Genomic DNA, 24,696 nt, shown 5'->3' with positions numbered 1-24,696 from the left:
TGCCCCCTTGTTACCAGCGACGTTCGAACCGGCGGCGCAGCCAGATGGCGGCCAGGTTCATGATGAGAAGGAAGACCAGCAGCACGATGATCGCACCTGCGGCCCGTTCGAAGAAGGCCGGATCGGCGCGGCGGGTCCAGTTGTAGATCTGCACCGGCAGCGCCGAGGTGGGGTCCATAAGCCCGGCGGGCGGGGCGTCGGGATAATCCTGCACGAAAGCCACCATGCCGATCAGCAGCAGCGGCGCGGTTTCGCCAAGCGCATGGGCCAGACCGATGATTGTGCCGGTCAGGATGCCGGGCATGGCCAGCGGCAGCACATGGTGAAAGACCGTCTGCATACGGCTGGCACCCACCCCAAGGGCGGCGTCGCGGATCGACGGCGGCACCGCCTTCAGCGCGGCACGGGTGGCGATAATGATCGTCGGCAGTGTCATCAGGGTCAGCACCAACCCGCCAACGATGGGTGCAGAACGCGGCAGCCCCATGAAGTTGATGAAGGCGGCCAGCCCAAGGATGCCGTAGACGATGGACGGCACGGCGGCCAGGTTGGCGATATTCACCTCGATCAGGTCGGTGAGGCGGTTCTTCGGCGCGAACTCCTCCAGGTAGATCGAGGCCGCGACCCCGATCGGCAGGGCCAGCACCAGCACGATCAGCATCATATAGGCCGAACCGAGGATCGCCACGCCCAGACCTGCTGCCTCTGGCCGGGTTTCCGAGGCATCGGCATTGGTGATGAAATCGCTGTTAAAGCGGGTTTCCAGCGCACCGTTCGCATGCAGCGCGTCCGCCAGCTGAAGCTGCTCTGGGCTGGTCTTGCTGTCGCGCGCGGCCTGCTCGGCGGTGACGCGACCCTTGAAATATCCGTCGATGCGCGAGGAAGTCAGCGCCGGCACGGTCACCACCTCGCCCACCAGCGCGGGATCGGCCAGCACCGCATCGCGCAGGTTGGCCTTGGCCTGATCCGACAGAAAGCCCTTCACATCCTGATCGCTTAGCCCGGCAATCTGAATGCCTTCCTGCGCCAGATAGTCCTGCATCCCCGTGATCAGCAACTTGTCATAGCTGAGCGTCAGGACTTTCTTCATCTCCTCCGGGTCGCGGTTGCCCTTGGGATCGACGACAGCGGCGTCGAGCGTGACCGGGATGGTCGCATAGGTCTGCCGGAAGGCACCGGCCCCATCGGCGATGATGGTGCTGAGCAGCCAAACCAGCGCCGCGATGGCCAGACCGATGGCGATGATGCCATAAGCGCGAAAGCGGGTCTCGGCGGCGTTGCGGCGGCGGGTGCGGGCATCGGCGACCAGCAGCGAATTCTGCGCGGGCGTGGCCGGTGCGGGGACCAGATCGGGGGTGGTGTCGGTCATTCGTACTGCTCCCGATACTTGCGCACGATGTAAAGCGCGAAGATGTTCAGCGCCAAGGTGATGACGAACAGCGTCAGACCAAGCGCGAAGGCAACCAGCGTTTCAGGGCTGGCGAAATCATTGTCGCCGGTCAGCTGGCCGACGATCTTGACGGTGATCGTGGTCATCGCCTCGAACGGGTTGCCGCTGATCTTGGCCATGGCGCCGGCGCCCAGCACCACGATCATCGTCTCGCCAATGGCCCGGGACGCAGCCAGAAGGATGGCGCCGACGATCCCCGGCAGGGCGGCAGGCAGAACCACGTTGCGGATGGTTTCCGACGGGGTGGACCCAAGGCCCAGGCTGCCGTCGCGCAGGCTTTGCGGCACGGCGTTGATGATGTCATCCGACAGCGAGCTGACGAAGGGGATCAACATGATCCCCATGACGATCCCCGCCGTCATCACCGACGACCCGCTGTCACCCAGTCCAGCCGGCTGGGCGATCCAGTCGCGCAGCAAGGGCCCGACCGTCACCAGCGCGAACAGGCCGTAAACGATGGTGGGGATACCGGCCAGGATCTCGATGGCGGGCTTTACCCAGGCGCGGACGCGCGGGCTGGCATATTCGGACATGTAGATTGCGGCGAACAGCCCGATCGGCACCGCCACCAGCAGCGCGATGAGCGAGATATACAACGTTCCCCACAGCAGCGGCAGCATCCCCAGTTCGGACCCGCCGCCAAAGCTGGGCGTCCATTCGGTGCCGAACAGGAAATCCTGCCAGGGATAGATGCGGAAGAACTGCGCCGATTCGAAGACCAGCGACAGGATGATGCCGATCGTGGTGGCAATGGCGACCGAGGCGCAGACGATCAGCAGCCCGCGCACGACCTGCTCGACCCGGTTGCGGGCGCGGAAATCGGCATTGGTGCTGCGCAGCGCCACGGCCACGCCTGCCAGCGCGGCGATCAGCGCGGCCGCGGCCATCACGGCCGAAGGCGGCATCGCCATCCGCCACAGCCCCAGGACCAGCAGCCCGGGCAACAGCGCACTCAGCGCCGCATTCCAGCCGTAATAAGCGGGCCGCGAATGCAGCCGCCGGGCATCCCCCTCAGCCGAGGCAAGGGCGCGGCGTTGGGCCAGCACGAAGCCGGCCGTCGCCAGCATCAGCACGATCAGGACAATCCACATGACGGGCATGACTTCCCCCCGAAGGACGGGCGGACCGGGCGGCAGATACGCCGCCCGGCCTGCTGTGTTACTGCATCACGGCTTCGTCGGCGACGTTCTTCTGGACGTCGGCCAGCTGCGGATCCGGGACCAGGCCGTAAGCGGCCAGCGGGCCATCGGTGCCTGCGATCTCATCCGAGACGAAGAACTCGGCATATTCCTTCAGGCCCGGGATGACGCCGATGTGGTCCTTCTTGACGTAGAAATACAGCGGGCGCGAAACCGGGTATTCGCCCGAAGCCACACTGTCGACCGAAGGTGTCACGCCATTGATGGTCGCGACTTTCAGCTTGTCGGTGTTGTTTTCATAGAAGGACAGACCGAACACGCCGACGCCGTTCTTGTTGCTGTCGATGCGGGCCAGGGTCTCGGTATAGTCGCCGTCGATATCGACCGATTTGCCATCGGTGCGCAGCGCCTTGCAGGCGTCTTCAGCGGCATCTTCGTCACCGCCATTGGCGGCGGCAAAGGCTTCCATCGCGCCCGCTTCTTCGCAGCCGGCGATCAGGACTTTTTCCTCGAACACTTCGCGGGTGCCGTGCTTGGTGCCGGGCACGAAGACCAGGATGTCCTGATCGGGCAGCTCGGGGTTCACGTCAGACCACTTGGTGGCGGCGTTGGCGGAAACCGCGCCATCCGTGGCCACATCCTTGGCAAGCGCCAGGAACACGTCTTTCGGGGTCAGCACGAAATCGGCGCCGGCTGCGTCCGAGGCGAAGACGATGCCGTCATAGCCGAACTGGACCTCGACGATATTGGCGACGCCGTTGGCCTTGCAGGTCTCGATCTCGGCATCCTTGATCTTGCGGCTGGCATTGGCGACGTCGATGGTGTTTTCGCCCACGCCTTCGCAGAACTGCTTCAGCCCGGCCGAGGAACCGCCGCCTTCTACGACAGGCGCGGCAAAGTCGGTGTTTTCGGCGAAGGCTTCAGCGACGATGGTCGCATAGGGCAGAACGGTCGACGAGCCGGACACCTGAACCTGATCGCGGGCCGAGGCGACCGAGGCGCTGGCGGCGATGATGGCAATGGCCGAAACGGCAAGCTTGACGGATTTCATAGGATCACTCCTGAACGCTTTTAGGGTGGCACGAATTGGCCTGCGCATTCCCTAGGCCGGGAATACGAAGCTTATGCGACGGGTTTGTGACAATTTCGTGACAAGCCCACAGGCAGGGCATCCGGTTGAAACCGCGCAGAAAATCACAACGGGCCGCACATTGGCGGCCCGCTGGGTTCTGCTGAATTGTAACGCGACCTGCGAATCGCCTAGCCGATCCGCCCTCGCTGACCGCCGGTCTGGGCCCGGTCCAGCATCAACTGGTCCAGGATCACGCAGGCCGCCATCGCTTCGGCCACGGGCACGGCGCGGATGCCGACACAAGGATCGTGGCGGCCCTTGGTGATCAGGTCGATCTCCTCGCCCTTGGCATTGATGGTCCGGCGCGGCGTCAGGATCGAACTGGTCGGCTTGACCGAGAAACGCACCACGATGTCCTGTCCGGTCGAAATCCCGCCCAGTATCCCGCCGGCATGGTTCGACTGATATTCGGGGCCGTTCGGTCCCATGCGGATCTCGTCGGCGTTTTCGGTGCCGGTCAGCGCGGCGGCCTGCATCCCCTCGCCGATCTCGACGCCCTTCACGGCGTTGATCGACATCATCGCGGCGGCCAGTTCGGTGTCGAGCTTGCCGTAAACCGGCGCGCCAAGGCCGGGCGGGCAGCCGCGGATCAGCACCTCGACCGCGGCGCCGACACTGTTCTGCGCCTTGCGGATGCCGGTCAGGTAATCCTCCCATGCCTGCGCGGCGCTGGCGTCGGGCAGGAAGAACGGGTTCCGGGCAATGGCGGCCTCGTCGAAGCGGGCCGGGTCCAGCCGCATCTCACCCATCTGGACCATATAGCTGAGGATCTGCAACCCCGGCGCCAATTCGCCCAGCACCGCCTGCGCCACCGCGCCCGCTGCGACCCGCGCGGCGGTTTCGCGCGCGCTGGAACGCCCGCCGCCGCGATAATCGCGAATGCCGTATTTCTGCTGATAGGTGATGTCGGCATGGCCCGGCCGGAATGCCTGCGCGATGTCGCCGTAATCCTTGGACCGCTGGTCGGTATTTTCGATCATCAGCATGATCGGCGTGCCGGTCGTCCGCCCCTCGAACACGCCCGACATGATGCGGACCCGGTCGGCCTCTTGCCGCTGAGTGGTGTTTTTCGACGTGCCGGGCCGGCGGCGATCCATGAAGGGCTGGATCCATTCCTCGGTCAGGGGCACGCCCGGAGGACAGCCGTCGACGACAGCGCCAAGCGCCGGCCCGTGGCTTTCGCCCCAAGTGGTGACGCGGAAAACATGGCCAAAGCTGTTCAGGCTCATCACGGATCTCCTTTGCCCCCTTCGTTAGCGGCCCGCGCCCGCTGCGGCAAGGCGCAGGCGGCGCCGTCACCGCACGAAGATCGCCCTTGCGCGCGCGCGCGGGTTTGCCCATGCTTGGCTCGCCTCGGGGGGCCGTCCGGCTGAGACGCGTTTGCGGACCCGTAGAACCTGATCCGGCTAACCCCGGCGGAGGGAAGGTTTCGCTGCCCCTTCTTTCCGAAGCCCTACTGACGAAGGAGGAAGCGATGCGATTTGCCGCCCTAGCCCTGCTGGCCGTTACCATGCCGGCAACCAACGCCGCCATGGCCGCAGGCCCCGAACTCACCCTTTACGCACCCGACTATTTCGCCACCGAATGGGGGCCCGGCCCCAAGATCGAAGCGGGCTTCGAAAAGATTTGCGGTTGCGATCTGGTGATGGTGACCGGCGACGTGCTGCCCCGCATCATGCTGGAAGGCGACCGGACAGAAGCAGACGTGGTGATCGGGCTGAACACCGATACCACGCTGCGCGCGCGCGAATCGGGCCTGTTCGCGCCCCATGGCCAGGACCTGAACGGCCTGACCTTGCCGGTGACCTGGACCGATGACACCTTTCTGCCCTTCAACTGGTCGGAAACGGCCTTCATCTATGACGCGACCCGGCTGGCGAACCCGCCCTCGACCTTTCAGGACCTGCTGGACGCCCCTGACGATCTGAAGATCGCCATTCAGGATCCGCGCAGCTCGATCTCTGGGCTGTCGATGCTGCTTTGGGTCAAGTCGGTTTACGGCGACAAGGCGGTCGAGGCCTGGCAGAAGCTGCGCCCGAAGGTTCTGACGGTAACGCCGGGCTGGTCGGAAGCCTATGGCATGTTCACCGAGGGAGAGGTGGACATGGTGCTGAGCTTCACCACCTCGCCCGCCTATCACATCGGGGCCGAGCAGGACACCACCAAGCGCGCCGCCATCTTCCCCGAAGGCCATTACTTCATGGCCGAACTGGCCGCAAAGCTGGCCTCCTCTGACCAGCCCGAACTGGCTGCGAAATTCATGGACTACGTTCTGTCGCCCGACTTTCAGGGCATGATCGCCGAGGCGAACTGGTCCTATCCCTCGAAACTGCCGCGCAACCAGCTTCCGGCCTATTTCGCAGCACTTGACCGCCCCGAACGCACCATCTTCCTGTCGGAAACCGAGGCCGAGGAAATGCGCAAGCCCGCGCTGGAAGAATGGCTGAGCGTCTTCGCACAATAGCACGCTCGCCCGGCACATGGGTCGGGGCCGGGCTGATCCTGCTGGTGCTGGGCACGCTGGCAGTGGTCGCCGCCTATGCCGGCGGACTGTCGGCACTGGGTCCGTGGGACTGGGCCGCACTGCGCTTTACCATCTGGCAGGCAGCCCTGTCGGCGACCCTGTCGGCGGTGCTGGCGGTGCCAGTGGCGCGGGCGTTGGCGCGGCGGCGCTTTGCCGGGCGTGGGCTGCTGATCACCTTGTTGGGTGCGCCCTTCATCCTGCCGGTGATCGTGGCGATCATGGGGCTGGTCGCGGTCTTTGGCCGCAATGGGCTGGTCAATGACACGCTGGCGCTGCTGGGCGTCGACCGGGTCAGCATCTTCGGCTGGCAGGGGGTGATCCTTGCCCATGTCTTCTTCAACCTGCCGCTGGCGGTGCGGATGATCCTGCACGGCTGGCAGGCCATCCCGGCCGAGAGGTTCCGGCTGGCCCAATCGCTGGGCTTTTCCGCCGCCGATATGGGCCGCCACCTGGAACGCCCGATGCTGCGCGAGGTTCTTCCCGGCGCCTGGCTGGCGGTGTTTCTGGTCTGCCTGACCAGCTTTGCCGTCGCGCTGACGCTTGGCGGCGGCCCCAGCGCCACCACGATCGAGCTGGCGATCTATCAGGCCTTCCGCTTTGATTTCGACATGGGCAAGGCCGCGACGCTGGGGCTGATCCAGGTCGGGTTGTGCCTGCTGGCACTGGGCCTGTCGACGCGGGTGACGGTGCCGGCAGGCTTTGGCGCCGGGCTTGACCGCGATATCGCCCTGCCCGCCCCGCCCGGCTGGCGGCGCGGGGCCGATGTGCTTGTTATCGCCCTTGCTGCGGCCTTTTTGCTGACGCCGCTGGCGCATGTCATCCTGCAGGGCCTGCCGAATATCGTCGGACTGCCCGATGCCGTCTGGACGGCGGCGGCGCGATCCGTGGTGATGGCGCTGATCTCTGCCGCGCTGGCGCTTGGCATCGCGCTGATGCTGGCTTTGGCGGTCGCAAGTGGGCAGCGCTGGGTCGAGGCGGCAGGCATGCTGCCCATCGTCGCTTCGCCGCTGGTGCTGGGGACTGGCTTATTTCTGATGCTGCGCGGCGTCGCCTCGGCCCAGCAGATGGCTTTGCCGGTCACGGTCGCGATCAATGCGGTGATGGCCCTTCCATTCGCGCTGCGCATCCTCATCCCCGCCGCACGCGCCTTGCGGGCAGATTACGGACGGCTGGCGGATTCGCTGGGGATGGACGGGCTGGCGCGGCTGCGCCTGCTGACCCTGCCCCGACTGGCCCGTCCATTGGGTTTCGCCGGCGGTCTTTCGGCGGCGTTGGCAATGGGCGATCTGGGCGTCATCACGCTGTTCGCCGACAGCCGGAACCCGACCCTGCCGCTTCTGCTTTACCAATTGATGAACAGCTACCGTCTGGACGACGCCGCGGCCTGTGCAGTGGTTCTGATGGCAATCAGCTTTGCGCTGTTCTGGGCGTTCGACAAGGGAGGCCGGCTGCATGCTCAGCTTTGAAAAGCCCGAGGCACGCTTGGGCGACTTCGCGCTTGTCGCCGATTTCACCCTACCGGCTGGCGCTCGGCTGGCGGTGATCGGCCCGTCGGGGTCGGGCAAGTCGACGCTTCTGGGGATGGTCGCGGGTTTCGTGCCGCTCCGTTCTGGGCGGATCACCTGGCAGGGGCAGGACCTTGCCGGCGTGGCGCCGGGGGCGCGGCCGGTCTCGATCCTGTTTCAGGACCAGAACCTGTTTCCGCATCTGAGCGTGGCGCAGAATGTCGGCCTCGGACTGCGCGCCGACCTGAGGCTATCGCAAGACCAGAACGCCGCCGTGGCCGAGGCGCTGAGTCAGGTCGGCCTGCGGGACATGGCCACGCGCCGCCCGGCGCAGCTGTCGGGCGGCCAGCAAAGCCGCGTTGCCCTGGCACGTGTGGCCCTGCGCGCCCAACCGATCCTGCTGCTCGACGAAGCTTTCGCCGCCCTCGGCCCGGCGCTAAAGGCGGAAATGCTGGCGCTGCTTGGGCGCATCGCCGACCGCAACGGCGCGACGGTGCTGATGGTCACCCATGACCCCGACGACGCCCGGCTGTTCGCGCCTGAAACCGTGGTTGTGATGGACGGCGTGGCCCATCCGCCTGAACCAACCGGCCCGCTGCTGGATCACCCGCCCGAGGGGCTGCGCGCCTATCTCGGCTGATCGACGGCGCGGATCAGCTTGCGGTCAAAGACCCGCAGCACCTGCGCCAGGTCATGCCCGCGCTTCAGGATCCGCCCATCCATCGCAATCACCGCATACAGCCCCTGCGCCTGCCGCAGCTTTGGCCGTTTTTCCACGCGATAGATCGGCGTCTCGGCCGCATGGCGAAAGATCGAAAACACCGCAACATCGCTGAGAAAGGCCATCGCGTAATCGCGCCACTCACCAGCGGCAACCATACGCCCGTAGACCGAAAGGATGGATCCAAGCTCGACCCGGTCAAAGGCGACTCGGTCTGGCTGCGGAACGAACGGCTGCGAGGGGCTTTGCATGACGGAATGGTGACACCGTGCAAGGCAGCAATCAATGCCAAATGCAAATAAGCGGCGGGGCCGGCGTGGCCCCGCCCCATTCAGAAGCAGGACACCTTGGTGACGATGTTCTTAGCGTCATATTCGACGTTCAGCCGATCCGGTTGGTAATCGTCGGTTACCGCCATGTCGGGACCGATCTGGCGCGGCACACTGGGCAGCGTCTTCACGTCAAGCGCGCCCAGCGGCTTGCCAACCAGTGCCTGCAGTTTCGAGGCACCACAGGCATCCGAAGGACCCGGGGCCGAAGGGCTCGGCGCCAGTTCCGGTTGGGTGCAGGCGGCCAGCAGCCCTAGCGCCAGCGCGGCTGCAACATGCGGCAGCCTCATCCGCAATCTACGCCGGAAATCAGGCCGGCCCCGTCCAGGCGGAAGACGATGCGGTTGGGGTCATATTCCTGCGGTTCGATGCCGCGGAACTCGACCACGCGATAGTCCTTGGTGATGCCCAGCGTCGGGATGACCGCGCCCGGCTGGCCGACGTAATTGGCGTAGGTGCTGGCCTTGCACAGATCCGGCTTGCGCTCGGCCAGGCCGTCATCGGCCATGGTCGGCAGCGGCTCGATCCCGGCGGGTTGCACCGGCACGTCGGCAGTGCCACCGCCAACACAACCGGCCAGCATGGCCACGGCAGCAAGCGAGGCGAAAATACGGGGCGTCTTCGTCATTCTGTTCATCTGTCCCTGATGTTCAAACGATCCTGCATCAAGCCCCGGACATGCCGAGGCCTTGCGCAACCTATACGCGTCCAGCAGCCCGGTGTTAAGCCCGCCCTGCATCGCCACGCCGTTGCCGGGGCAGCAGGGTCACAGGCAAAGCGCCCTAATCATCAAGAAGCCGCAGCGCCGCAGGCGTGCCGAAGGCGCGCAGGAACACCGTGATCGCGTTTTCGACCGTCCGACGGATCGCCCCGTCATCGACCTGATCTCGCCCCATCAGCATGACCTGGTCGCGCACCCGCACCGCGCAAAGCTGCACGAAACTGTCGGCGGCCAGGTTCAGATCGACAATGTCCTGCCGCAGCATGCCGTCGCTCTGCCAACCATGAAAACGCCGTTCGAGCGCACGACGAACGGCGCGGGGTCCGATCTCGTAATACTCGGCGGCGAGGTCGGGAAAGCGCGTTGCTTCGGCGATGGCCAGCCGCAGCGTGCGCGATCCGAATTCCGACACCATGTGGTTGGCAATCATGTGGCCGGTAAAGCGCAGCACCTCGTTGATCGGCAGATCTGCCCCGACCAGTGCGTCGCGCCCGACTTTTTCACGTTCCAGCTCATCGCGGAAAACCGCGACAAACATCAGCTGCTTGTCTGGGAAATAGCTGTACAGCGTTGCTTTCGATACGCAGGCCTCGCGCGCGATATCGTCGACGCTTGCCCCCTCATAACCGTGCTGCATGAACACACGGCGGGCGCCTTCCAGCACCTGATCAAATTTACGGCCCTTGGTGATGAGCCTATCCTCGTTAAACATATCACTTGCCTACAATGGCATCTATAACTTGACTCTAGTCCAGCCGGCATAACGTCCACAAGGCCCGACGAATTTTGTTCAAATGCGTCGCGATTTTCCGCCGCAGTCGGGGGGCGCTGCCAACGGATTAGGCAATAGCGATGCAAAGCGCGTGCGCAACCCCAATCGCGTGAGCCGGCACCTCCTGTTTTCACAGGTGCTATTGATCGGCACGCACGCGCAGGCAGGACAGTCGTGATGAAACGTCCGTGCCCATTCAGACCGCCAAAGCGAAGGCGTCAGACATCGGAATGACCGATGCCGTCGATCTGGACGCGCTCCCTTGCCAAGCTCATCGTCCCCGGAACGGTCCGCGCAAAAGCGACCAGAAAGACCATAATCGAAGGCTTGCGCAGCGCTATGCTGATCTGCCGTCCGATATGCTGCTGCGCAATCGGCAGGACATTTGCAGCAAGGCCCCGACCCAGATCAGAAGCAGCTCCTTGGGCCGGTTCCTTTGACGGAAATGCCTGCCTTCATTGCGCCCCTCTTGCGGCCGGCAGCCACGACCGCAACTCGCGACAGAGAGGTACCTTTTTCAGTCCCGGCGGTGGGTGGCGAGGAAATCCAGCACCTCCGCCGCCTCGGGGATGGCGTCACCGGCGCCGGCGCGCGTCACCTTGATCGCGGCCGCGGCGGCCGCGTGGCGCATCGCCTCGGGCAGATCACGGCCCATGTCCAGCCCCGCGGCCAGATAGCCGGCGAAGCAGTCGCCGGCGCCCGTCGTGTCCACCACTTCGACAGGAAAGGCAGGCTGGCGCGCGACTGTGCCAGCGGCGAGATCCCGATACTCCGCACCGTCGGCGCCCAAGGTCACCAGCATTGCCGGCACCTGAATGCCGGCGGGTGAGGCCGCAGTAAGCTGCGCGGCTTCGACCTCATTCAACGCCAGAAGCGTCACATGCGGCAGCACCTCGCGCGCGGCATCGATATCGAAGGGCGCGCAGGAATAGATCACACGCGCCCCGGCGGCACGGGCGATACGCGCGGCCTCGACCTGAAGATTGGTCTCATTCTGCAGCAGCAGCGTATCGTCCGGCCCGATGCCTTCCAGCGCACGTTCGACTGATCCGGCCTCCAGCCGGCCATTGGCACCGGGATGCAGGATGATCGCGTTTTCGCCCCCGGCATCCAGCAGGATGATCGCATGGCCCGAAGCAACATGCGGCAGCCGCGCAATATGGGTGATATCGACGCCATATTCGGCCAGACGGTCCAGCACCCAATCCTCACCCTGCGCCGAGATAGCCCCGATATGAACCACCTGCGCCCCCGCCCGGGCGGCTGCCACTGACTGATTCGCGCCCTTGCCGCCCAACCCCTGCGCATAATCGCGCGAGGCCATCGTCTCTCCCGGCTGCGGCATATGATGCAGGCGATAGACATGGTCCACGTTGATCGAGCCGAGATTATAGATGGTCATCGCAAGCCTCCGATTCGCAGCATGCACCGGTGAAGGTTAAGATATCGCAAAAGAAAACGCGCCCCAAAGGGCGCGTTCGAGTTCCAGTTGACGCGGTCTCAGGCGTCCTTGCCATACTTGATCGGCGCCCACAGACGCTTGTTGGTCAGATACAGCAGCGAGGCGAGAACGATCAGGAAGATCACCGACACGAAGCCGACCTTCTTGCGGGCCATCATGTGCGGCTCTGCCGTCCACATCAGGAAGGCGGTCACGTCCTTGGCCATCTGGTCGACGGTCGCAGGGGTGCCGTCCTCATAGGTCACCAGATCGTCCGACAGCGGCGACGGCATGCTGATCCAGTTCCCGGCAAAGGCGGTGTTGTGATACAGGACCGTGCCGGCCTGTTCCCTTTCTTCGCCATCATAGCCGGTCAGGACGGAATAGATGTATTCCGGCCCGCCGATGCCGTTGAACAGCTGGCTGATCCCGGTGCCATAAGGCCCGTGGAAACCCGAGCGCGCTTTCGCCATCAGCGACAGGTCCGGCCCCATGCCCTCGCCGCTTACGGTGGGGAAATGGTCGGTCGGGATGCGCGGACGGTCCTCGCCGGTTTCCGGATCGGTAATATCCATCGCGCCAGCATAGGCCCGAACCTGATCTTCAGGCAGATGCGGGCCGCCCTCGTCAGCAAGGGTGCGCAGCGGAACCTGCTTCATGCCGTGGCAGGCCGCGCAGACCTCGGTATAAACCTGAAGGCCACGCTGAAGCTGGAACTGATCGAACTTGCCGAACGGACCTTCGAAGGAGAAGGCAACGTCGGTGATGTGCGTTTCGGCATGACCGGCATCGCCACCTTCAGCCTCGGCATGTTCCTCGGCGGCGGCTTCCGCTTCGGGCTCAGCGCCCTCGGCAACCTCGGCCTCGCCTTCCATGGCAGCGGCTTCACCAAGGTCTTCCTCGGCAGCGGCTTCTTCGGGCGTGGTTTCGGCGTCAGCCTCTGCCTCGTCAGCCTCGACGGCTTCGGTGGCCTCGGGACTGGTTGCGGCTTCTTCCGACAATTCTGCGTCGCTGGCGGTCTGCTCGGCAGCCACGGCGGGGTCGGTGGCTTCTTCCGCAGCTGTCTCCTCGGCCGCAGGGGCGTCGGCGGGGGCAGTTTCTGCCTCTGCCTCGGCTTCCGGCGTTTCGGCAGGTGCGGCATCGGCAGCCGGAGCTTCGGTAGCTGCTTCGGCCGGTGCTTCAGCAGCAGGCTCCGCTTCAGCGGCTGGCGCTTCCGCAGGTGCCTCTGCGGCTGGCGCTTCCGCAGGTGCTTCGGCAGCAGGCGCTGCCTCGGGTGCGGGGGCCTCTGCGGCCGGCGCTTCCTCGGTCACTGCCTCGGCGGCTTCGGTTGCTGCGGCGGCTGCGCTATCGGCAGCAGCAGCGGCAGCGTCACCAGCGGCTTCACCCACCGCAGCGGCAGCTTCATTGGCGGCATCGGCAACCGCTTCGGCAGCTTCTGCCGGGGTCGCGGTTTCCGGGACCGGCACGGTCACCGTGGCGTCCTGTGCCCAAGCCGCTGCGCCAAGGGTCAGCGCGGCGACGGCCGTGAGGGTCTTGGTTCTCAGGGTCATGCTTGCCTCTCCTTACTCGGCAGGATGGGTGTTTTTGCCGTAATGCGCGGCGAAGTCTTCCTCGATCGTTGCGGGCATCGGGTCGGGTTTTTCGATCACACCCAGCAGCGGCAGGATGATCAGGAAGTAGCCGAACCAATAGGCCGAGCCGGCAAGCGCGATGTAGGGATAGATCCCCTCGGCCGGCATGGCGCCAACCCACATCAGCACGACGAAGTCGACCGCCAGCAGCCAGAACCACCACTTGAACATCGGGCGATACTGACCCGAACGCACGCGCGAGGTATCCAGCCACGGCACCAGCGCCATGACCAGGATGGCGCCGAACATCGCCAGCACGCCGAAGAACTTGGCGTCAACGATGCCGAAGGTCACCCATTCGACCAGCATCACCACCCACACGTCCGAGGTGAAGGCGCGCAGGATCGCGTAGAAGGGCAGGAAATACCATTCCGGCACGATATGCTCAGGCGTCGCCAGGGCGTTCGCCTCGATATAGTTATCTGGGTGGCCAAGATAGTTCGGCATGAAGCCGACCACGGCGAAGAACACGACCAGGATCACGGCAAGCGCGAACAGGTCCTTGATGACGAAATAGGGCCAGAAGGGCAGCGTGTCCTTCTTTGCCTCCTCTTTCGAGGTGCGGCGCACTTCGACGCCCGTCGGGTTGTTGTTGCCGGTGGTGTGGAAGGCCCAGATATGGACCACAACCAGCGCCGCGATCACGAAGGGCAGCAGGTAATGCAACGAGAAGAAGCGGTTCAGCGTCGCGTTATCGACAGCCGGCCCACCAAGCAGCCATTCCTGAATGCTCGGCCCGATGCCGGGGATGGCCCCGAACAGGCCGGTGATAACGGTCGCACCCCAGAAAGACATCTGACCCCAGGGCAGCACATAGCCCATGAAAGCGGTGCCCATCATCGCCAGATAGATCAGCATCCCGACGATCCAGGTCACCTCGCGCGGGGCCTTGTAAGAGCCGTAGAACAGGCCGCGGAAGATGTGGATATAGACGGCAAGGAAGAACAGCGAGGCGCCGTTGGCATGCAGATAGCGCAGCATATGCCCGCCATTCACGTTGCGCATGATATGTTCGACGCTGGCAAAGGCCAGGCTGACATGCGGCGTGTAATGCATCGCCAGAACGATGCCGGTGACGATTTGCAGCGCCAGGCAGAAAGCCAGGACGATGCCCCAGATCCACCACCAGTTCAGGTTCTTCGGCGTCGGGATCATCAGCGTGTCATAGATCAGGCTGACAACGGGCAGACGGCGGTGCAACCAGCGCTCAGGCGCGGTTTTCGGTTCGTAGTGGTCGTGCGGAATACCGGACATGCGTGCCTCCTCAGCCGAGCTTCAGCGTTGCGTCGTCGACGAAGGACGCGATGGGTACTTCCATGTTCCGCGGCGCGGGGCCACGACGGATGCGGCCCGCGGTGTCATAGTGCGAGCCGTGGCAGGGGCAGAACCAGCCGCCGAAATCACCGGCGCCATCGCCGATCGGCACGCAGCCCAGATGGGTGCAGACGCCGATCATCACCAGCCATTCGCCGGCTTCGTCCATGGCGCGGTTCGCGTCGGTCGCGGGTTCGCCCGGCTTGTTGCGGTTTTCCGCGCCCTGGTCGATCAGCTCGCCCAGCTCGACGGCGCGGCCGGCTTCGATTTCCTCGGGCGTGCGGCGGCGGATGAACACGGGCTTGCCCAGCCATTTCACCGTCAGCTGAGTGCCGGTTTCGACACCGCCGATATCGACCATGATCGAGGACAGCGCCTGCACGTCGGCAGACGGATTCATCTGGTTGATCAGGGTCCAGGCAGCGGCGCCGGTGGCGACGGCCCCTGCCCCTGCGGTGGCGTAGTAGAGGAAGTCCCTCCGCGTGCCTTCGTGTTCTTCGGCGTGGGTCACGGCTTTTCTCCGGTTCAGGCCCGCCACCGCGGACCGGCTATAATCTATCGGGCCGCTTGAATCGCAGCCTTCGCATGCGCATCTCTACCGATCAATTTCCCGCCAGTCCAGCGGGGGCCTGCCATCAGTTTCGGCCATATCGCCGCATGTGTTGCGTTTTCGCCGGATGCCATCACCGGGAATGCGGCATAGCGTCGCAGCCCGTGGCCGGGCAGGCCACAGGTTCCTTCACGGCAGCGCGATAGCCAAGGCTAGCCGCGCAAAAAGCGGCGCAGCACTTTTTCCAGCTTGGCCGCGCCTAACGGTGCCATCTGCTTGGTGTGGTCGTGGCTGATCGATTCATCCGACAGCCCAGCCCCCATATTGGTGATGACCGAAATCGACGCGCAGCGCAGGCCCAGGAATCGCCCGAGGATGATTTCCGGCACCGTCGACATGCCCACGGCGTCCATGCCCAGCACGCGGGCGGCGCGAATCTCGGCCGGGGTTTCGAAGCTGGGGCCCGAGAACCAGCCATAGACGCCCTCGGGCAGGGCGACGCCCTCGGCCTCTGCCGCGGCGCGCAGGCCAGCACGGATTTCGGCATCATGGGCGTCGGTCAGCGGCACGAACCGGGCATCGGTCTTTTCGCCGATCAGCGGGTTGGCGCCGGCAAAGGCGATGTGATCGTTCAGCATCATCAGCCCGCCGGGCGCGAGCATGGTGTTCACCGCCCCTGCCGCATTGGTCAGGATCAGCTTCTTCGTCCCCAACGCCGCCAGCGTTTCCAGCGGCAGGCGCATCGCATCGGCGCGCCCGGATTCGTAGTAATGCGACCGGCCGCCGAAAACCGCGACACGCGCGCCTTCCAGATTTCCGATCACCAACTGCGGCACGTGCCCCGAGACGCCGGCATGGGGAAAGCCCGGCAGATCGTCATAGGGAATGGCCACGCCCTCAACTGCCTTGGACAGGTGGCCAAGGCCAGAGCCGAGGATCAGCCCGTATTCCGGGGCCTCCTCTCCTGCCCGTTCACGGATGAGGGTGGCGAGTTCAACGCTCTTTGACATAGGGTTCTCCGCCCGCACGCGGCGGGATGGCGCGGCCGACAAAGCCCGCCAGAATGATGACAGTCAGGATATAGGGCAGCGCGTTCATGAACATCGACGGGATGGTGATCGGCCCCAGCTCCAGATTGGGATAGCGGTTGGCAACGGCCTCCAGCAGGCCGAACAGGAAGGTCGCACCCAGCGCCCCCCATGGCCGCCACTTGGCGAAAATCAGCGCAGCCAGCGCGATGAAACCGCGCCCGGCGGTCATGTCCTTGACGAAACCCGCCGCCAGGCCGGTCGCCAGATAGGCACCGGCCAAACCGCACAGCACGCCGCAGATCGCCACCGCGGCAAAGCGCAGCCGGGTCACCGACACGCCCGCGGTATCGACCGATGCCGGGTTTTCACCCACCGCGCGCAGCCGCAGCCCGAAACGGGTACGGTTCAGCAGCCACCAGGTCGCGGGCACGCATAGGAACGCCACGTAAACCAGGATCGAATGGCCAGAGATCAGTTCCGCGTAGATCGGACCGATCACCGGCACATCGCGCAGCGCCTCGGCAAAGGGCAGCCTGATTTCGGTGAATCGCGGCATCGTGGTCAGCGTCGCCGCCATATCCGGCCCGAAAATGCCCGAAAGCCAGTCGTGGAAGGGCGTGGTGATGGCCTGCAACTCTGCCCCCGGCGTCAGGTTCGGCGTACGCCCACCCAGCCCAAAGATCTTCTGCCCCAGCAGCACGGTCAGCCCGGAGGCAAGGAAATTGATCGCCACACCCGAAATCAGCTGATTGCCCCGAAACGTGATCGAGGCCAGCCCGTGAATCAGCGACAGCATCAGCGACCCGAGGATCCCCGCGCAAAGGCCCAACCAGACATTGCCGGTCAGCGCGGCGACGGTGGCGGCGGTAAAGGCCGCCATCAGCATCTTGCCTTCAAGGCCGATATCGAACACGCCCGCGCGCTCTGAATACAGCCCCGCAAGACAGGCCAGCAGCAAAGGCGTCATCAGACGGACAGAGCTGTCGAGAATCTGGATGATGGTGTTGAAATCCATGTCTCAGCTCCGATCCGTTGCCAAGCGGAAGGCAACATAGGTCAGGAAAGCGCCGATCGCGCCCTCAATCCAGCGCCGGGCGCGGTCATAGGCCAGCCGGAACGGCTGCGAGGACAGCAGCACCGCATAGGCCGCATGCCCCGCCAGCGACAGCAGGAAGGCGCCCAGAATGAACAGCGCGACCACCGGCAACGGCGCGGCCTCGGTTGCGCCGACCGAGGCGATGGCCAGCCAGAAAACGATGGCCTTGGGGTTGGTGACCTGCAGCAGATAACCGCTGAGGAAAACGCGCAGCGGTGACATCGCGGCGATCTTTGCGATGCTGATTGTCGGCGGCTGCAGCGCCTTGCGCCACGCCTTGAAGGCCAGCCACAGCAGATAGCAGACCCCGGCAACGCGTATGAGCGTGGACAGCCAGGCGACACGCGCCATCAGCAGGCCAAGGCCCTGCGTCGTCGCCAGCGCCAGACAAGCCGCACCCACAGCAATGCCAAGCGATGCAATCAGCGCGGCGCGACGGCCATCACTGACAGCAAAGCCAAGGATCATCGCCACCGCCGGGCCGGGGGACGCAACCGCCACAACCAGAATCGCATAAGCCGCGAGAAAACCGGGCAGATAAGGGATGATATGGTCCATCATGCCCGTTTCCCCAGCCGGCGGGCGGTAAAGAAGCGCTCCAGCGGCATGCGGACCATGTTGTCCAAGGCGCCCGTAAACAGGATCACCAGCGCCTGAATGACAATGATCAGCTCGCGCGGGATAGAGGTCCACAGTGCCAGCTCGCCCCCACCCTGATACAGAAAGCCGAACAGCAGTGCCGCCAGCAGCACGCCAACCGGGTGGTTGCGGCCCATCAGCGCCACGGCGATGCCGATGAAGCCTGCGCCCTCGACATTGTTCAGGATCAGCCGCTCTGCCTCGCCCATGACATTATTGATCGCCATCAGCCCGGCCAACCCGCCCGAGATCAGCATGGTGATGACGGTGATCCGCACGGGCGAGATCCCGGCATAACGCGCCGCGCTTTCGGACCGGCCAAAGGCGCGGATCTCGTATCCCAGCTTGGTGCGCCAGATCAGCGCCCAGACGGCCACACAGGCCAGAAGCGCGATCAGGAATGTCACGTTGGCCGGTGTATGCTGGCCCCATTCAATGCCGAAGGCGGCGAAAAAGTCGCTGATCTTCGGCAGATGGGTCGAAGCCGGAAAATTGGCCGAGGCCGGATCCATGCTGCCCACCGGCCGCAGCCAGCTTACCAGCACCCAGTTCATCAGCGCCGCAGCGATGAAGTTGAACATGATGGTGGTGATGACGATGTGACTGCCGCGTTTCGCCTGCAGGATCGCCGGGACATAGGCCCATGCCGCGCCAAAGGCCGCAGCCCCGACCATCGCCCCCAGCAGCGCCAGCGTCCAGTGCGGCCATGGAATGAACAGGCAGACCATGGCCACGCCAAGACCACCCAGACCCGCCTGCCCCTCGCCGCCGATATTGAACAGGCTGGCGTGGTAGGCCACCGAGACAGCGAGCCCGGTAAAAATGAAGTTTGTGGTGTAATACAGCGTGAAGCCCCAGCCATAGCTGGACCCCATGGCGCCTGTCACCATGGTCTTCAGCGCCTCCCACGGGCTTTCCCCGATGGCGAGGATCACCAGCGCGGAAATCGCGAAGGCCAGAAAAAGTGAGATCAGCGGCGTCAGGATCACATCCGCCCATTTCGGCATCTTGTCCATTACACACGGTCCTCCGGTGTCGCCGTCGGCTCGTCCGGGTGATCGGCCGGGTGGTTGTGGGCGGGTGTGATGCCCTCTGCCGGGCTGGTATTCTCGGTGTCGGTGACCCCAGCCATCAGCAGGCCCAACTCGCCCGCCGTGGTGGTTTCGGGGTCGCGTTCGCCCATGATCATGCCGTCGAACATCACCAGCACGCGGTCGGACAGCGACATGATTTCATCCAGCTCCACGCTGACCAGCAGCACCGCCTTGCCAGCGTCACGCAGCTCGACAATGCGTTTGTGGATGAACTCGATGGCACCGATGTCGACCCCGCGCGTGGGCTGGCCGATCAGCAGCAGGTCGGGGTTGCGTTCGACCTCTCGCGCGACCACGATTTTCTGCTGGTTCCCGCCCGAGAAGTTCCGCGCCGCCAAATCGGGGTTCGGCGGGCGCACGTCGAAACGCTGGATCTTGCCCTCGGCATCGGCGCGGATCGCCGCGCGGTCGATGAAGATCCCTTTCGAATATTCCGGCGCATTGTGATACCCGAAAGAGACGTTTTCCCAGGCCGCGAAGTCCATGATGAGGCCTTCGTCCTGCCGGTCCTCGGGCACATGGCCAATGCCGCGCTGGCGGCGGGTGGCCGCGTCGGATTTGCGCCCCGTCAGGTCCAGCGGCTGCCCGTTCATCAACACCTCGCCGCTGATCTTCGCGCCCTTTTCGGGGAAGCCGCCGAGGATCTCCAACAATTGCGTCTGGCCGTTGCCGGACACGCCGGCGATGCCCACGACCTCGCCCGCGCGAATGTCAAAGGAAACGCTGCGGATCCGTTCCACCTTGTCCGCGTCGATCATGCGCAGCTCGCGCACCTCAAGGATCGGCTTGCCCGGCTGGGCGGGGGTCTTGTCGACCTCCAGCAGGACCTTTCGGCCGACCATCAGCTCGGCCAGTTCCTCGGGCGTGGTCTCGGCTGTTTTTACGGACGCCACCATCTCGCCGCGCCGCATGACGCTGACATTGTCGGTGATCTCCATGATCTCGCGCAGCTTGTGGGTGATCAGGATGATGGTCTTGCCCTCATCCCGCAAGCCGTTGAGAATACGGAACAAGTGATCCGCCTCGGCCGGGGTCAGCACGCCAGTGGGTTCGTCGAGGATCAGGATATCGGCCTGCCGGTACAGCGCCTTCAGGATCTCGACCCGCTGCTGGTGGCCGACAGAGAGTTCGTCGATCGTCTCATCCGGATCGACCTGTAATTCGTATTCCTCGGCCAGTTCGCGCAGGCGGGTTCGCGCGCGCGCCAGCGAGGGGCGCAGCATCGGCCCGTCCTCGGCCCCGAGGATGATGTTTTCCAGCACGGTGAAATTCCGCACCAGCTTGAAATGCTGAAAGACCATGCCGATGCCGGCGCGGATCGCGGCCATGGAATCGGTGATCTGGATCGGGGTGCCGTTGATGCGGATCTCACCCGAATCGGGTTTGTAAAAGCCGTAGAGGATCGACATCAGCGTCGATTTCCCGGCCCCGTTTTCGCCGATGATCCCGTGGATCGTGCCCTTGGGCACCGTCAGGTTGATGTCTTTGTTGGCCTGAACCGGGCCAAATGCCTTTGATATCCCGACCAGCTGGATCGCTGACGGGACGGATTGGGGGGCCGAATCCGGCCCCCCCTGTTGCGTCTTGTCCGCTGACATCAATCGACCGGGCAGGTGTTGTCGGTCGCGTAATCGTGGACGACGATCTCACCAGAGGTGATCTTGGCCTTGGCGTCGTCGACGGCCGCCGTCATCTCAGGCGTAACGAGCGGGGCATTGTTTTCGTCCATCGCAACCGCGACACCGTCCCCAGCCACGCCCCAGACCTTCAGCCCCGGCTCAACCGCCTCGCCGGCGGTGAAGGCGTCGAAGACGGCATTGTCCACGCGCTTGACGACCGAGGTGAGCACCTTGCCCGGATGCAGGTGGTTCTGGTTCGAATCGACACCGATCGACAGGATGCCCTCATCCGCGGCGGCTTGCAGCACGCCGATCCCGGTACCGCCGGCGGCGGCATAGATCACGTCCGCGCCCTGCGATTTCTGCGCCTTGGCCAGTTCGCCGCCCTTCACCGGGTCGTTCCATGCCGCCGGCGTGGTGCCGGTATAGTTGATGACGACCTTGCCATCCGGCTTGACCGCCTTGAACCCCTGCCGATAGCCGCATTCGAACTTGTGGATCAGCGGCACATCCATACCGCCGATGAAGCCGACCGTCCCGGTTTTCGAGGCCATGGCTGCCATGACCCCTGCAAGATACGAGCCTTCGCCTTCATTGAACTTGTTCGATTGCACGTTGGGCTGGTCGACCTGTTCATCGATGATGACGAATTTGGTGTCGGGATAGTCTGGCGCGATCTTGTTCAGCGTCTCGCCAAAGGCGAAGCCGGTCATCACGATCGGATTGGCCCCCGCTTGCGCCAGCCGGCGAAGCGCCTGTTCGCGCTGCGCCTCGGACTGCATTTCCAGTTCCTTGTAGGTCCCGCCGGTTTCGGCCTTCCAACGCTCGGCGCCGGTATAGGCGGCTTCGTTGAAGGATTTGTCGAACTTGCCGCCCAGATCGAAGATCAGCGCAGGTTCAGCGGCAGCAACCCCCGCCATCAGGCCGAGCGTCGCGGCCGATGCGAGGATGGTTTTCATCAGGGTCATAGCAACCTCTTGTTTCGAGCGGGCGATTCTGCCCGAGGATGGCATTGAGTTTAGGGCGGAAGCCGGGCGTTGGGTCAAGGCGATTTCTCGGCATTGACCAAAGGTCAACTGCGCAAGGTCAGGTTTGTCCGGGCCTTCATACGCAGCGTTTAACGGTTTTTTCACCCCTTTCGCGCAAGCCTTTGCGGATGGACACGAATCGCGCCTTTAACGAAGCTCCTCTGCCGCTGTTCACCCCCGACGGCGACGAGGCGGTGCTGATCCCCCGCCCCGGGGCAAAGGCGCCGTCCTATCTGGCTGACCATCGCGCGCGGCTGCGCGAACGCTTCATGTCCGGCGGTGCCGGGCCGATGCCGGATTACGAATTGCTGGAACTGGTCCTGTTCCGCGCCATCCCGCGGCAGGACGTCAAGCCGCTGGCCCGGCGGCTTATCGACAGCTTCGGCGACTTCGCCCGCGTGCTATCCGCCCCGGAAGCGCGACTGGCTGGGATCGATGGCGTCGGCCCCGCCGTGGTCACCGAACTGAAAATCGTCGCGGCCGCCGCGCAGCGTCTGGCCCGTAGCCGCATCCTGCAACGCCCGGTATTGTCGGGTTGGGATGCCTTGCTGGATTATTGCCATACCGCCATGGCGCATGAAGCGACAGAGGAGTTTCGCGTCCTCTTTCTCGACCGCAAGAACGTGCTGATCGCGGATGAAGCGCAGGGGCGTGGGACGGTGGATCACGTCCCGGTCTATCCGCGTGAAATCCTGCGGCGGGCGCTGGAACTGGGGGCCTCCGCGCTGATCCTGGTCCATAACCACCCCTCTGGCGATCCGTCACCGTCTGATGCGGATATCTCGATGACCGAGCGTATTCACATCGGCGCCGAGGTGATGGGGATCACCATCCACGACCACCTGATCATCGGCGCGGGGCGAGAGTTCAGCTTTCGGCGCGAAGGGCTGCTGTAGCTCGCGCGGCCAAAACAGGGCTAAGAACGGGGCCGAGGATGGGCGAAAGCGATACGGTCGTTACTTGTCTCTGGCGGCGCGAGGCGGCAATCTTCGCGGAATCGACATAAGGAACGACCGATGCGACCCATGCTTGCCCTGACCTTGCTGATCGGCCCGATCGCCCTGGCCGCCTGCGGCGGCTCCTCGACCCAATCGCGCAGCACCGGCACGCCGTCTCGGGCGCAGGTGGCCGTCGATCCGGCGGCGCTCTATTGTCAGGGCAGCGGCGGTACGGTGTTGCCACGCATCTCGGGCGGTCGGCGGGCAGATCTGTGCCGGATGCCGGACGGGCGCACGGTGCGGGCGGCCGACCTGCTGAACAGCCATAACGATCTGTAAACCGGCCGGCAGCGACTTGCGCCGAAAGCGGCGTGCACGCGCCGGCAAACCGGTCGGGTCAGGTCAAAGCGCGTCGAACCCGGCGCGCTGACGGGCAGTCCACAGCACCTGAACCGTCAGACCGTCGTCATCGGGCTGTTCGGACTGGACGATGCCGGCCTGATGCAGCCAGGCGCGGCGGCGGCCGTCGCTGAAATCAAGACGCAGCGTCGCCGCTTCCTTCGGTTCGGACAGGACCGTTTCCAAGGCCGCATCAATGGCTTGGGTCAGTTCATCCAACCCCTCGCCGGTCAGGGCGCTGATTGCCTGGACGCCTTCGGTTCGCCGGTCGGCATTGCGCAGCGCCTGCCGGGTGGCCGGGGACAGCGCATCGATCTTGTTCCAGACCTCGATCAGGGCGACATCCTCATCGACGCCCAGCGAATCGAGGATCTCGGCAACATCGGCGGCCTGTTCCTCGGTCTCGGGGTGGCTGATGTCGCGGACATGCAGGATCAGGTCGGCCTCCAGCACCTCTTCCAGCGTGGCGCGGAAGGCGGCGACGAGCTCATGCGGAAGATCGCTGATGAAGCCCACCGTATCGGACAGGATGATCTGCCGACCGCCGGGCAAGGTGATCGCCCGCATCGTCGGGTCAAGCGTGGCGAACAGCATGTCCTTGGCCATCACCTCGGCCCCGGTCATGCGGTTGAAAAGCGTGGACTTTCCGGCGTTGGTATAGCCGACAAGCGCGACAATTGGATAGGGCACCTTCGCCCGCGCGGCGCGGTGCAGGGTGCGGGTCTTGACCACGCGTTCCAGCTGCCGGCGCAACCGGGTCATCTGTTCGTCGATGGCGCGGCGGTCGGCCTCGATCTGGGTTTCACCGGGGCCACCGACAAAGCCAAGCCCGCCGCGCTGCCGTTCAAGGTGGGTCCAGGCACGGACCAGCCGCGTGCGCTGATACGACAGCGCCGCCAGTTCCACTTGCAACACGCCTTCGCGGGTTCGCGCGCGGTCGGCGAAGATTTCCAGGATCAGCCCGGTGCGGTCCAGGATCTTTACATCCCAGGCCTTTTCCAGATTGCGCTGCTGCACCGGGGTGACGGGGCCGTCGATCAGGACCAGCTCGGCCTCGGCCTGTTGCAGCGCAAGGCCCAGCTCCTCCAGCTTGCCCTTGGTGAACAACCTGCCCGGTTCGGCCTTGCGCAGTCGCACGGCCTGCGCGCCGACGATATCGACGCCCGGCAGCGCATGGGCCAGTGCAACGGCTTCTTCCAAAGCGCTTTCCGGCGCGCGGCGGTTTCCGCCGGCGCCGTCAATCTCGGGGTGGATCACATAGGCACGCGTTGGCGCGCGTTCGGTGATATGGGGTTCAGCCAATCACTCTTCACCTTCGTAAAGGCTGATCGGGGCACCCGGCATGATGGTCGAGATCGCGTGTTTGTACACCAGTTGCGACTGGCCGTCGCGGCGCAGCAGCACGCAGAAATTGTCAAACCAGGTGATCACGCCTTGCAGCTTGACGCCATTGATCAGGAAAATGGTTACCGGAACCTTGGCCTTGCGGACGTGGTTCAGGAATGCGTCCTGAAGATTTTGTTTGTCGCCGGCCATAGGTTTGTCCCTGTTCTGATTGTTAATCAAATCTATGAGACGAATCCTTTAGTGACAAGCGGCCCTGAAGGCGCAAACGCCCCCCTG

26 protein-coding genes and 1 riboswitch are annotated in these 24,696 nt (G+C 64.5%); of the genes, 6 read left to right on the top strand and 20 right to left on the bottom strand.

All coding sequences use genetic code 11. From position 1 onward, the window contains the following. Window positions 1-10 precede the first annotated feature (10 nt). The 4 genes from pstA to aroC form a co-directional block, all read right to left on the bottom strand. Window positions 11-1,369 carry a phosphate ABC transporter permease PstA gene (gene pstA / locus G7044_RS11550; protein ID WP_166329039.1) on the bottom strand — a complete coding sequence of 453 codons (1,359 nt, stop codon included), beginning with the start codon at window positions 1,367-1,369 and terminating at the stop codon, window positions 11-13. Next, window positions 1,366-2,550: a phosphate ABC transporter permease subunit PstC gene (gene pstC / locus G7044_RS11545; RefSeq protein WP_166329038.1), complete on the bottom strand. Its 1,185-nt coding sequence runs from the start codon at window positions 2,548-2,550 to the stop codon at window positions 1,366-1,368. The genes pstA and pstC overlap by 4 nt, the downstream gene beginning before the upstream one ends. Before the next feature lie 58 nt (window positions 2,551-2,608). Continuing rightward, a complete protein-coding gene (locus tag G7044_RS11540; RefSeq protein ID WP_166329037.1) occupies window positions 2,609-3,640 on the bottom strand; it encodes a substrate-binding domain-containing protein in 1,032 nt (343 codons plus the stop codon). A 209-nt stretch (window positions 3,641-3,849) separates the two neighbouring features. Next, the gene (gene aroC, locus G7044_RS11535; protein ID WP_166329036.1) at window positions 3,850-4,950 is read right to left on the bottom strand and encodes a chorismate synthase; all 1,101 of its coding nucleotides are present in this window, start codon (window positions 4,948-4,950) and stop codon (window positions 3,850-3,852) included. A 115-nt stretch (window positions 4,951-5,065) separates the two neighbouring features. After that, window positions 5,066-5,162: riboswitch (TPP riboswitch) on the top strand. Between the two features lie 33 nt (window positions 5,163-5,195). Between aroC and G7044_RS11530 the strand changes: the two genes are divergently transcribed. From G7044_RS11530 to G7044_RS11520, 3 genes are read left to right on the top strand one after another with little or no spacing between them, the layout of a single operon-like run. After that, window positions 5,196-6,185, top strand: coding sequence for a thiamine ABC transporter substrate-binding protein (locus tag G7044_RS11530; protein WP_166329035.1), 990 nt, complete (start codon window positions 5,196-5,198; stop codon window positions 6,183-6,185). Beyond that, on the top strand, window positions 6,161-7,711 hold the full coding sequence (locus G7044_RS11525) for a thiamine/thiamine pyrophosphate ABC transporter permease ThiP (RefSeq protein WP_166329034.1): 1,551 nt from the start codon (window positions 6,161-6,163) through the stop codon (window positions 7,709-7,711). The genes G7044_RS11530 and G7044_RS11525 overlap by 25 nt, the downstream gene beginning before the upstream one ends. Then, complete coding sequence (locus tag G7044_RS11520) at window positions 7,698-8,390, top strand: thiamine ABC transporter ATP-binding protein (RefSeq protein ID WP_166329033.1); 693 nt, start codon at window positions 7,698-7,700, stop codon at window positions 8,388-8,390. The genes G7044_RS11525 and G7044_RS11520 overlap by 14 nt, the downstream gene beginning before the upstream one ends. On the opposite strand, the gene G7044_RS11515 is transcribed toward G7044_RS11520, so the two are convergent. From G7044_RS11515 to G7044_RS11500, 4 genes are all read right to left on the bottom strand, one after another. Then, window positions 8,378-8,722: a DUF2794 domain-containing protein gene (locus tag G7044_RS11515; RefSeq protein ID WP_166329032.1), complete on the bottom strand. Its 345-nt coding sequence runs from the start codon at window positions 8,720-8,722 to the stop codon at window positions 8,378-8,380. The genes G7044_RS11520 and G7044_RS11515 overlap by 13 nt on opposite strands. 80 nt (window positions 8,723-8,802) lie before the next feature. Further along, complete coding sequence (locus tag G7044_RS11510; protein WP_166329031.1) at window positions 8,803-9,090, bottom strand: hypothetical protein; 288 nt, start codon at window positions 9,088-9,090, stop codon at window positions 8,803-8,805. Next, complete coding sequence (locus G7044_RS11505) at window positions 9,087-9,428, bottom strand: I78 family peptidase inhibitor (protein ID WP_166329030.1); 342 nt, start codon at window positions 9,426-9,428, stop codon at window positions 9,087-9,089. Before G7044_RS11505 ends, G7044_RS11510 begins: the two co-directional genes overlap by 4 nt. 154 nt (window positions 9,429-9,582) lie before the next feature. After that, window positions 9,583-10,233 carry a TetR/AcrR family transcriptional regulator gene (locus G7044_RS11500; RefSeq protein ID WP_166329029.1) on the bottom strand — a complete coding sequence of 217 codons (651 nt, stop codon included), beginning with the start codon at window positions 10,231-10,233 and terminating at the stop codon, window positions 9,583-9,585. A 248-nt stretch (window positions 10,234-10,481) separates the two neighbouring features. Here G7044_RS11500 and G7044_RS11495 point away from each other — a divergent pair, with 248 nt between their 5' ends. Beyond that, window positions 10,482-10,733: a hypothetical protein gene (locus G7044_RS11495; protein ID WP_166329028.1), complete on the top strand. Its 252-nt coding sequence runs from the start codon at window positions 10,482-10,484 to the stop codon at window positions 10,731-10,733. Window positions 10,734-10,810: 77 nt separating this feature from the next. On the opposite strand, the gene G7044_RS11490 is transcribed toward G7044_RS11495, so the two are convergent. The 10 genes from G7044_RS11490 to G7044_RS11445 form a co-directional block, all read right to left on the bottom strand. Continuing rightward, window positions 10,811-11,695 carry a ribokinase gene (locus G7044_RS11490; protein ID WP_166329026.1) on the bottom strand — a complete coding sequence of 295 codons (885 nt, stop codon included), beginning with the start codon at window positions 11,693-11,695 and terminating at the stop codon, window positions 10,811-10,813. A 98-nt stretch (window positions 11,696-11,793) separates the two neighbouring features. Next, window positions 11,794-13,284 carry a cytochrome c1 gene (locus G7044_RS18240; RefSeq protein WP_166329024.1) on the bottom strand — a complete coding sequence of 497 codons (1,491 nt, stop codon included), beginning with the start codon at window positions 13,282-13,284 and terminating at the stop codon, window positions 11,794-11,796. Window positions 13,285-13,296: 12 nt separating this feature from the next. Continuing rightward, the gene (gene petB / locus G7044_RS11480) at window positions 13,297-14,619 is read right to left on the bottom strand and encodes a cytochrome b (RefSeq protein WP_166329022.1); all 1,323 of its coding nucleotides are present in this window, start codon (window positions 14,617-14,619) and stop codon (window positions 13,297-13,299) included. A 10-nt stretch (window positions 14,620-14,629) separates the two neighbouring features. Beyond that, window positions 14,630-15,190: a ubiquinol-cytochrome c reductase iron-sulfur subunit gene (gene petA / locus G7044_RS11475; protein WP_166329021.1), complete on the bottom strand. Its 561-nt coding sequence runs from the start codon at window positions 15,188-15,190 to the stop codon at window positions 14,630-14,632. A gap of 251 nt (window positions 15,191-15,441) precedes the next feature. Beyond that, window positions 15,442-16,239, bottom strand: coding sequence for a purine-nucleoside phosphorylase (locus G7044_RS11470; RefSeq protein WP_166329020.1), 798 nt, complete (start codon window positions 16,237-16,239; stop codon window positions 15,442-15,444). Beyond that, entirely contained in the window at window positions 16,223-17,275 is a 1,053-nt protein-coding gene (locus G7044_RS11465; RefSeq protein WP_166329019.1) for an ABC transporter permease, read from the bottom strand. The genes G7044_RS11470 and G7044_RS11465 overlap by 17 nt, the downstream gene beginning before the upstream one ends. A gap of 3 nt (window positions 17,276-17,278) precedes the next feature. Next, complete coding sequence (locus tag G7044_RS11460) at window positions 17,279-17,917, bottom strand: LysE family translocator (RefSeq protein ID WP_235931263.1); 639 nt, start codon at window positions 17,915-17,917, stop codon at window positions 17,279-17,281. Next, window positions 17,914-19,011, bottom strand: coding sequence for an ABC transporter permease (locus G7044_RS11455; RefSeq protein WP_166329018.1), 1,098 nt, complete (start codon window positions 19,009-19,011; stop codon window positions 17,914-17,916). Before G7044_RS11455 ends, G7044_RS11460 begins: the two co-directional genes overlap by 4 nt. Then, window positions 19,011-20,687 (bottom strand): ABC transporter ATP-binding protein, encoded by a 1,677-nt coding sequence (locus tag G7044_RS11450; RefSeq protein WP_166329017.1) that lies wholly within the window; start codon window positions 20,685-20,687, stop codon window positions 19,011-19,013. Before G7044_RS11450 ends, G7044_RS11455 begins: the two co-directional genes overlap by 1 nt. Then, entirely contained in the window at window positions 20,687-21,676 is a 990-nt protein-coding gene (locus tag G7044_RS11445) for a BMP family lipoprotein (protein ID WP_166329016.1), read from the bottom strand. The genes G7044_RS11450 and G7044_RS11445 overlap by 1 nt, the downstream gene beginning before the upstream one ends. A 188-nt stretch (window positions 21,677-21,864) precedes the next feature. On the opposite strand from G7044_RS11445, the gene radC reads away from it, so the two are divergent. Then, complete coding sequence (gene radC / locus G7044_RS11440; protein WP_166329015.1) at window positions 21,865-22,632, top strand: RadC family protein; 768 nt, start codon at window positions 21,865-21,867, stop codon at window positions 22,630-22,632. A gap of 120 nt (window positions 22,633-22,752) precedes the next feature. Then, window positions 22,753-23,013 carry a DUF333 domain-containing protein gene (locus G7044_RS11435; RefSeq protein WP_166329014.1) on the top strand — a complete coding sequence of 87 codons (261 nt, stop codon included), beginning with the start codon at window positions 22,753-22,755 and terminating at the stop codon, window positions 23,011-23,013. Between the two features lie 63 nt (window positions 23,014-23,076). On the opposite strand, the gene hflX is transcribed toward G7044_RS11435, so the two are convergent. Then, window positions 23,077-24,375, bottom strand: coding sequence for a GTPase HflX (gene hflX / locus G7044_RS11430; protein ID WP_166329013.1), 1,299 nt, complete (start codon window positions 24,373-24,375; stop codon window positions 23,077-23,079). After that, complete coding sequence (gene hfq / locus G7044_RS11425; RefSeq protein ID WP_147097144.1) at window positions 24,376-24,609, bottom strand: RNA chaperone Hfq; 234 nt, start codon at window positions 24,607-24,609, stop codon at window positions 24,376-24,378. Between the last annotated feature and the right edge of the window lie 87 nt (window positions 24,610-24,696).

This window comes from Paracoccus xiamenensis (genome assembly GCF_011308835.1).
In the GTDB taxonomy this organism is placed as follows: Bacteria; Pseudomonadota; Alphaproteobacteria; order Rhodobacterales; family Rhodobacteraceae; genus Paracoccus; species Paracoccus xiamenensis.
This window is presented reverse-complemented; position numbering and strand designations above follow the sequence as displayed.

Bases quoted from the DNA above. Each gene is read 5' to 3' on its own strand.
- G7044_RS11525 (WP_166329034.1), top strand. From the start codon at position 6,161: ATGGCTGAGCGTCTTCGCACAATAGCACGCTCGCCCGGCACATGGGTC.
- radC (WP_166329015.1), top strand. From the start codon at position 21,865: ATGGACACGAATCGCGCCTTTAACGAAGCTCCTCTGCCGCTGTTCACC.
- G7044_RS11460 (WP_235931263.1), bottom strand. From the start codon at position 17,917: ATGATGGACCATATCATCCCTTATCTGCCCGGTTTTCTCGCGGCTTAT.
- G7044_RS11515 (WP_166329032.1), bottom strand. From the start codon at position 8,722: ATGCAAAGCCCCTCGCAGCCGTTCGTTCCGCAGCCAGACCGAGTCGCC.
- G7044_RS18240 (WP_166329024.1), bottom strand. From the start codon at position 13,284: ATGACCCTGAGAACCAAGACCCTCACGGCCGTCGCCGCGCTGACCCTT.
- G7044_RS11450 (WP_166329017.1), bottom strand. From the start codon at position 20,687: ATGTCAGCGGACAAGACGCAACAGGGGGGGCCGGATTCGGCCCCCCAA.
- G7044_RS11510 (WP_166329031.1), bottom strand. From the start codon at position 9,090: ATGAGGCTGCCGCATGTTGCAGCCGCGCTGGCGCTAGGGCTGCTGGCC.
- G7044_RS11455 (WP_166329018.1), bottom strand. From the start codon at position 19,011: ATGGACAAGATGCCGAAATGGGCGGATGTGATCCTGACGCCGCTGATC.
- G7044_RS11505 (WP_166329030.1), bottom strand. From the start codon at position 9,428: ATGACGAAGACGCCCCGTATTTTCGCCTCGCTTGCTGCCGTGGCCATG.
- G7044_RS11520 (WP_166329033.1), top strand. From the start codon at position 7,698: ATGCTCAGCTTTGAAAAGCCCGAGGCACGCTTGGGCGACTTCGCGCTT.
- petB (WP_166329022.1), bottom strand. From the start codon at position 14,619: ATGTCCGGTATTCCGCACGACCACTACGAACCGAAAACCGCGCCTGAG.
- G7044_RS11465 (WP_166329019.1), bottom strand. From the start codon at position 17,275: ATGGATTTCAACACCATCATCCAGATTCTCGACAGCTCTGTCCGTCTG.
- pstA (WP_166329039.1), bottom strand. From the start codon at position 1,369: ATGACCGACACCACCCCCGATCTGGTCCCCGCACCGGCCACGCCCGCG.
- G7044_RS11445 (WP_166329016.1), bottom strand. From the start codon at position 21,676: ATGACCCTGATGAAAACCATCCTCGCATCGGCCGCGACGCTCGGCCTG.
- pstC (WP_166329038.1), bottom strand. From the start codon at position 2,550: ATGCCCGTCATGTGGATTGTCCTGATCGTGCTGATGCTGGCGACGGCC.
- G7044_RS11540 (WP_166329037.1), bottom strand. From the start codon at position 3,640: ATGAAATCCGTCAAGCTTGCCGTTTCGGCCATTGCCATCATCGCCGCC.
- G7044_RS11470 (WP_166329020.1), bottom strand. From the start codon at position 16,239: ATGTCAAAGAGCGTTGAACTCGCCACCCTCATCCGTGAACGGGCAGGA.
- G7044_RS11500 (WP_166329029.1), bottom strand. From the start codon at position 10,233: ATGTTTAACGAGGATAGGCTCATCACCAAGGGCCGTAAATTTGATCAG.
- G7044_RS11490 (WP_166329026.1), bottom strand. From the start codon at position 11,695: ATGACCATCTATAATCTCGGCTCGATCAACGTGGACCATGTCTATCGC.
- G7044_RS11530 (WP_166329035.1), top strand. From the start codon at position 5,196: ATGCGATTTGCCGCCCTAGCCCTGCTGGCCGTTACCATGCCGGCAACC.
- hfq (WP_147097144.1), bottom strand. From the start codon at position 24,609: ATGGCCGGCGACAAACAAAATCTTCAGGACGCATTCCTGAACCACGTC.
- G7044_RS11435 (WP_166329014.1), top strand. From the start codon at position 22,753: ATGCGACCCATGCTTGCCCTGACCTTGCTGATCGGCCCGATCGCCCTG.
- aroC (WP_166329036.1), bottom strand. From the start codon at position 4,950: ATGAGCCTGAACAGCTTTGGCCATGTTTTCCGCGTCACCACTTGGGGC.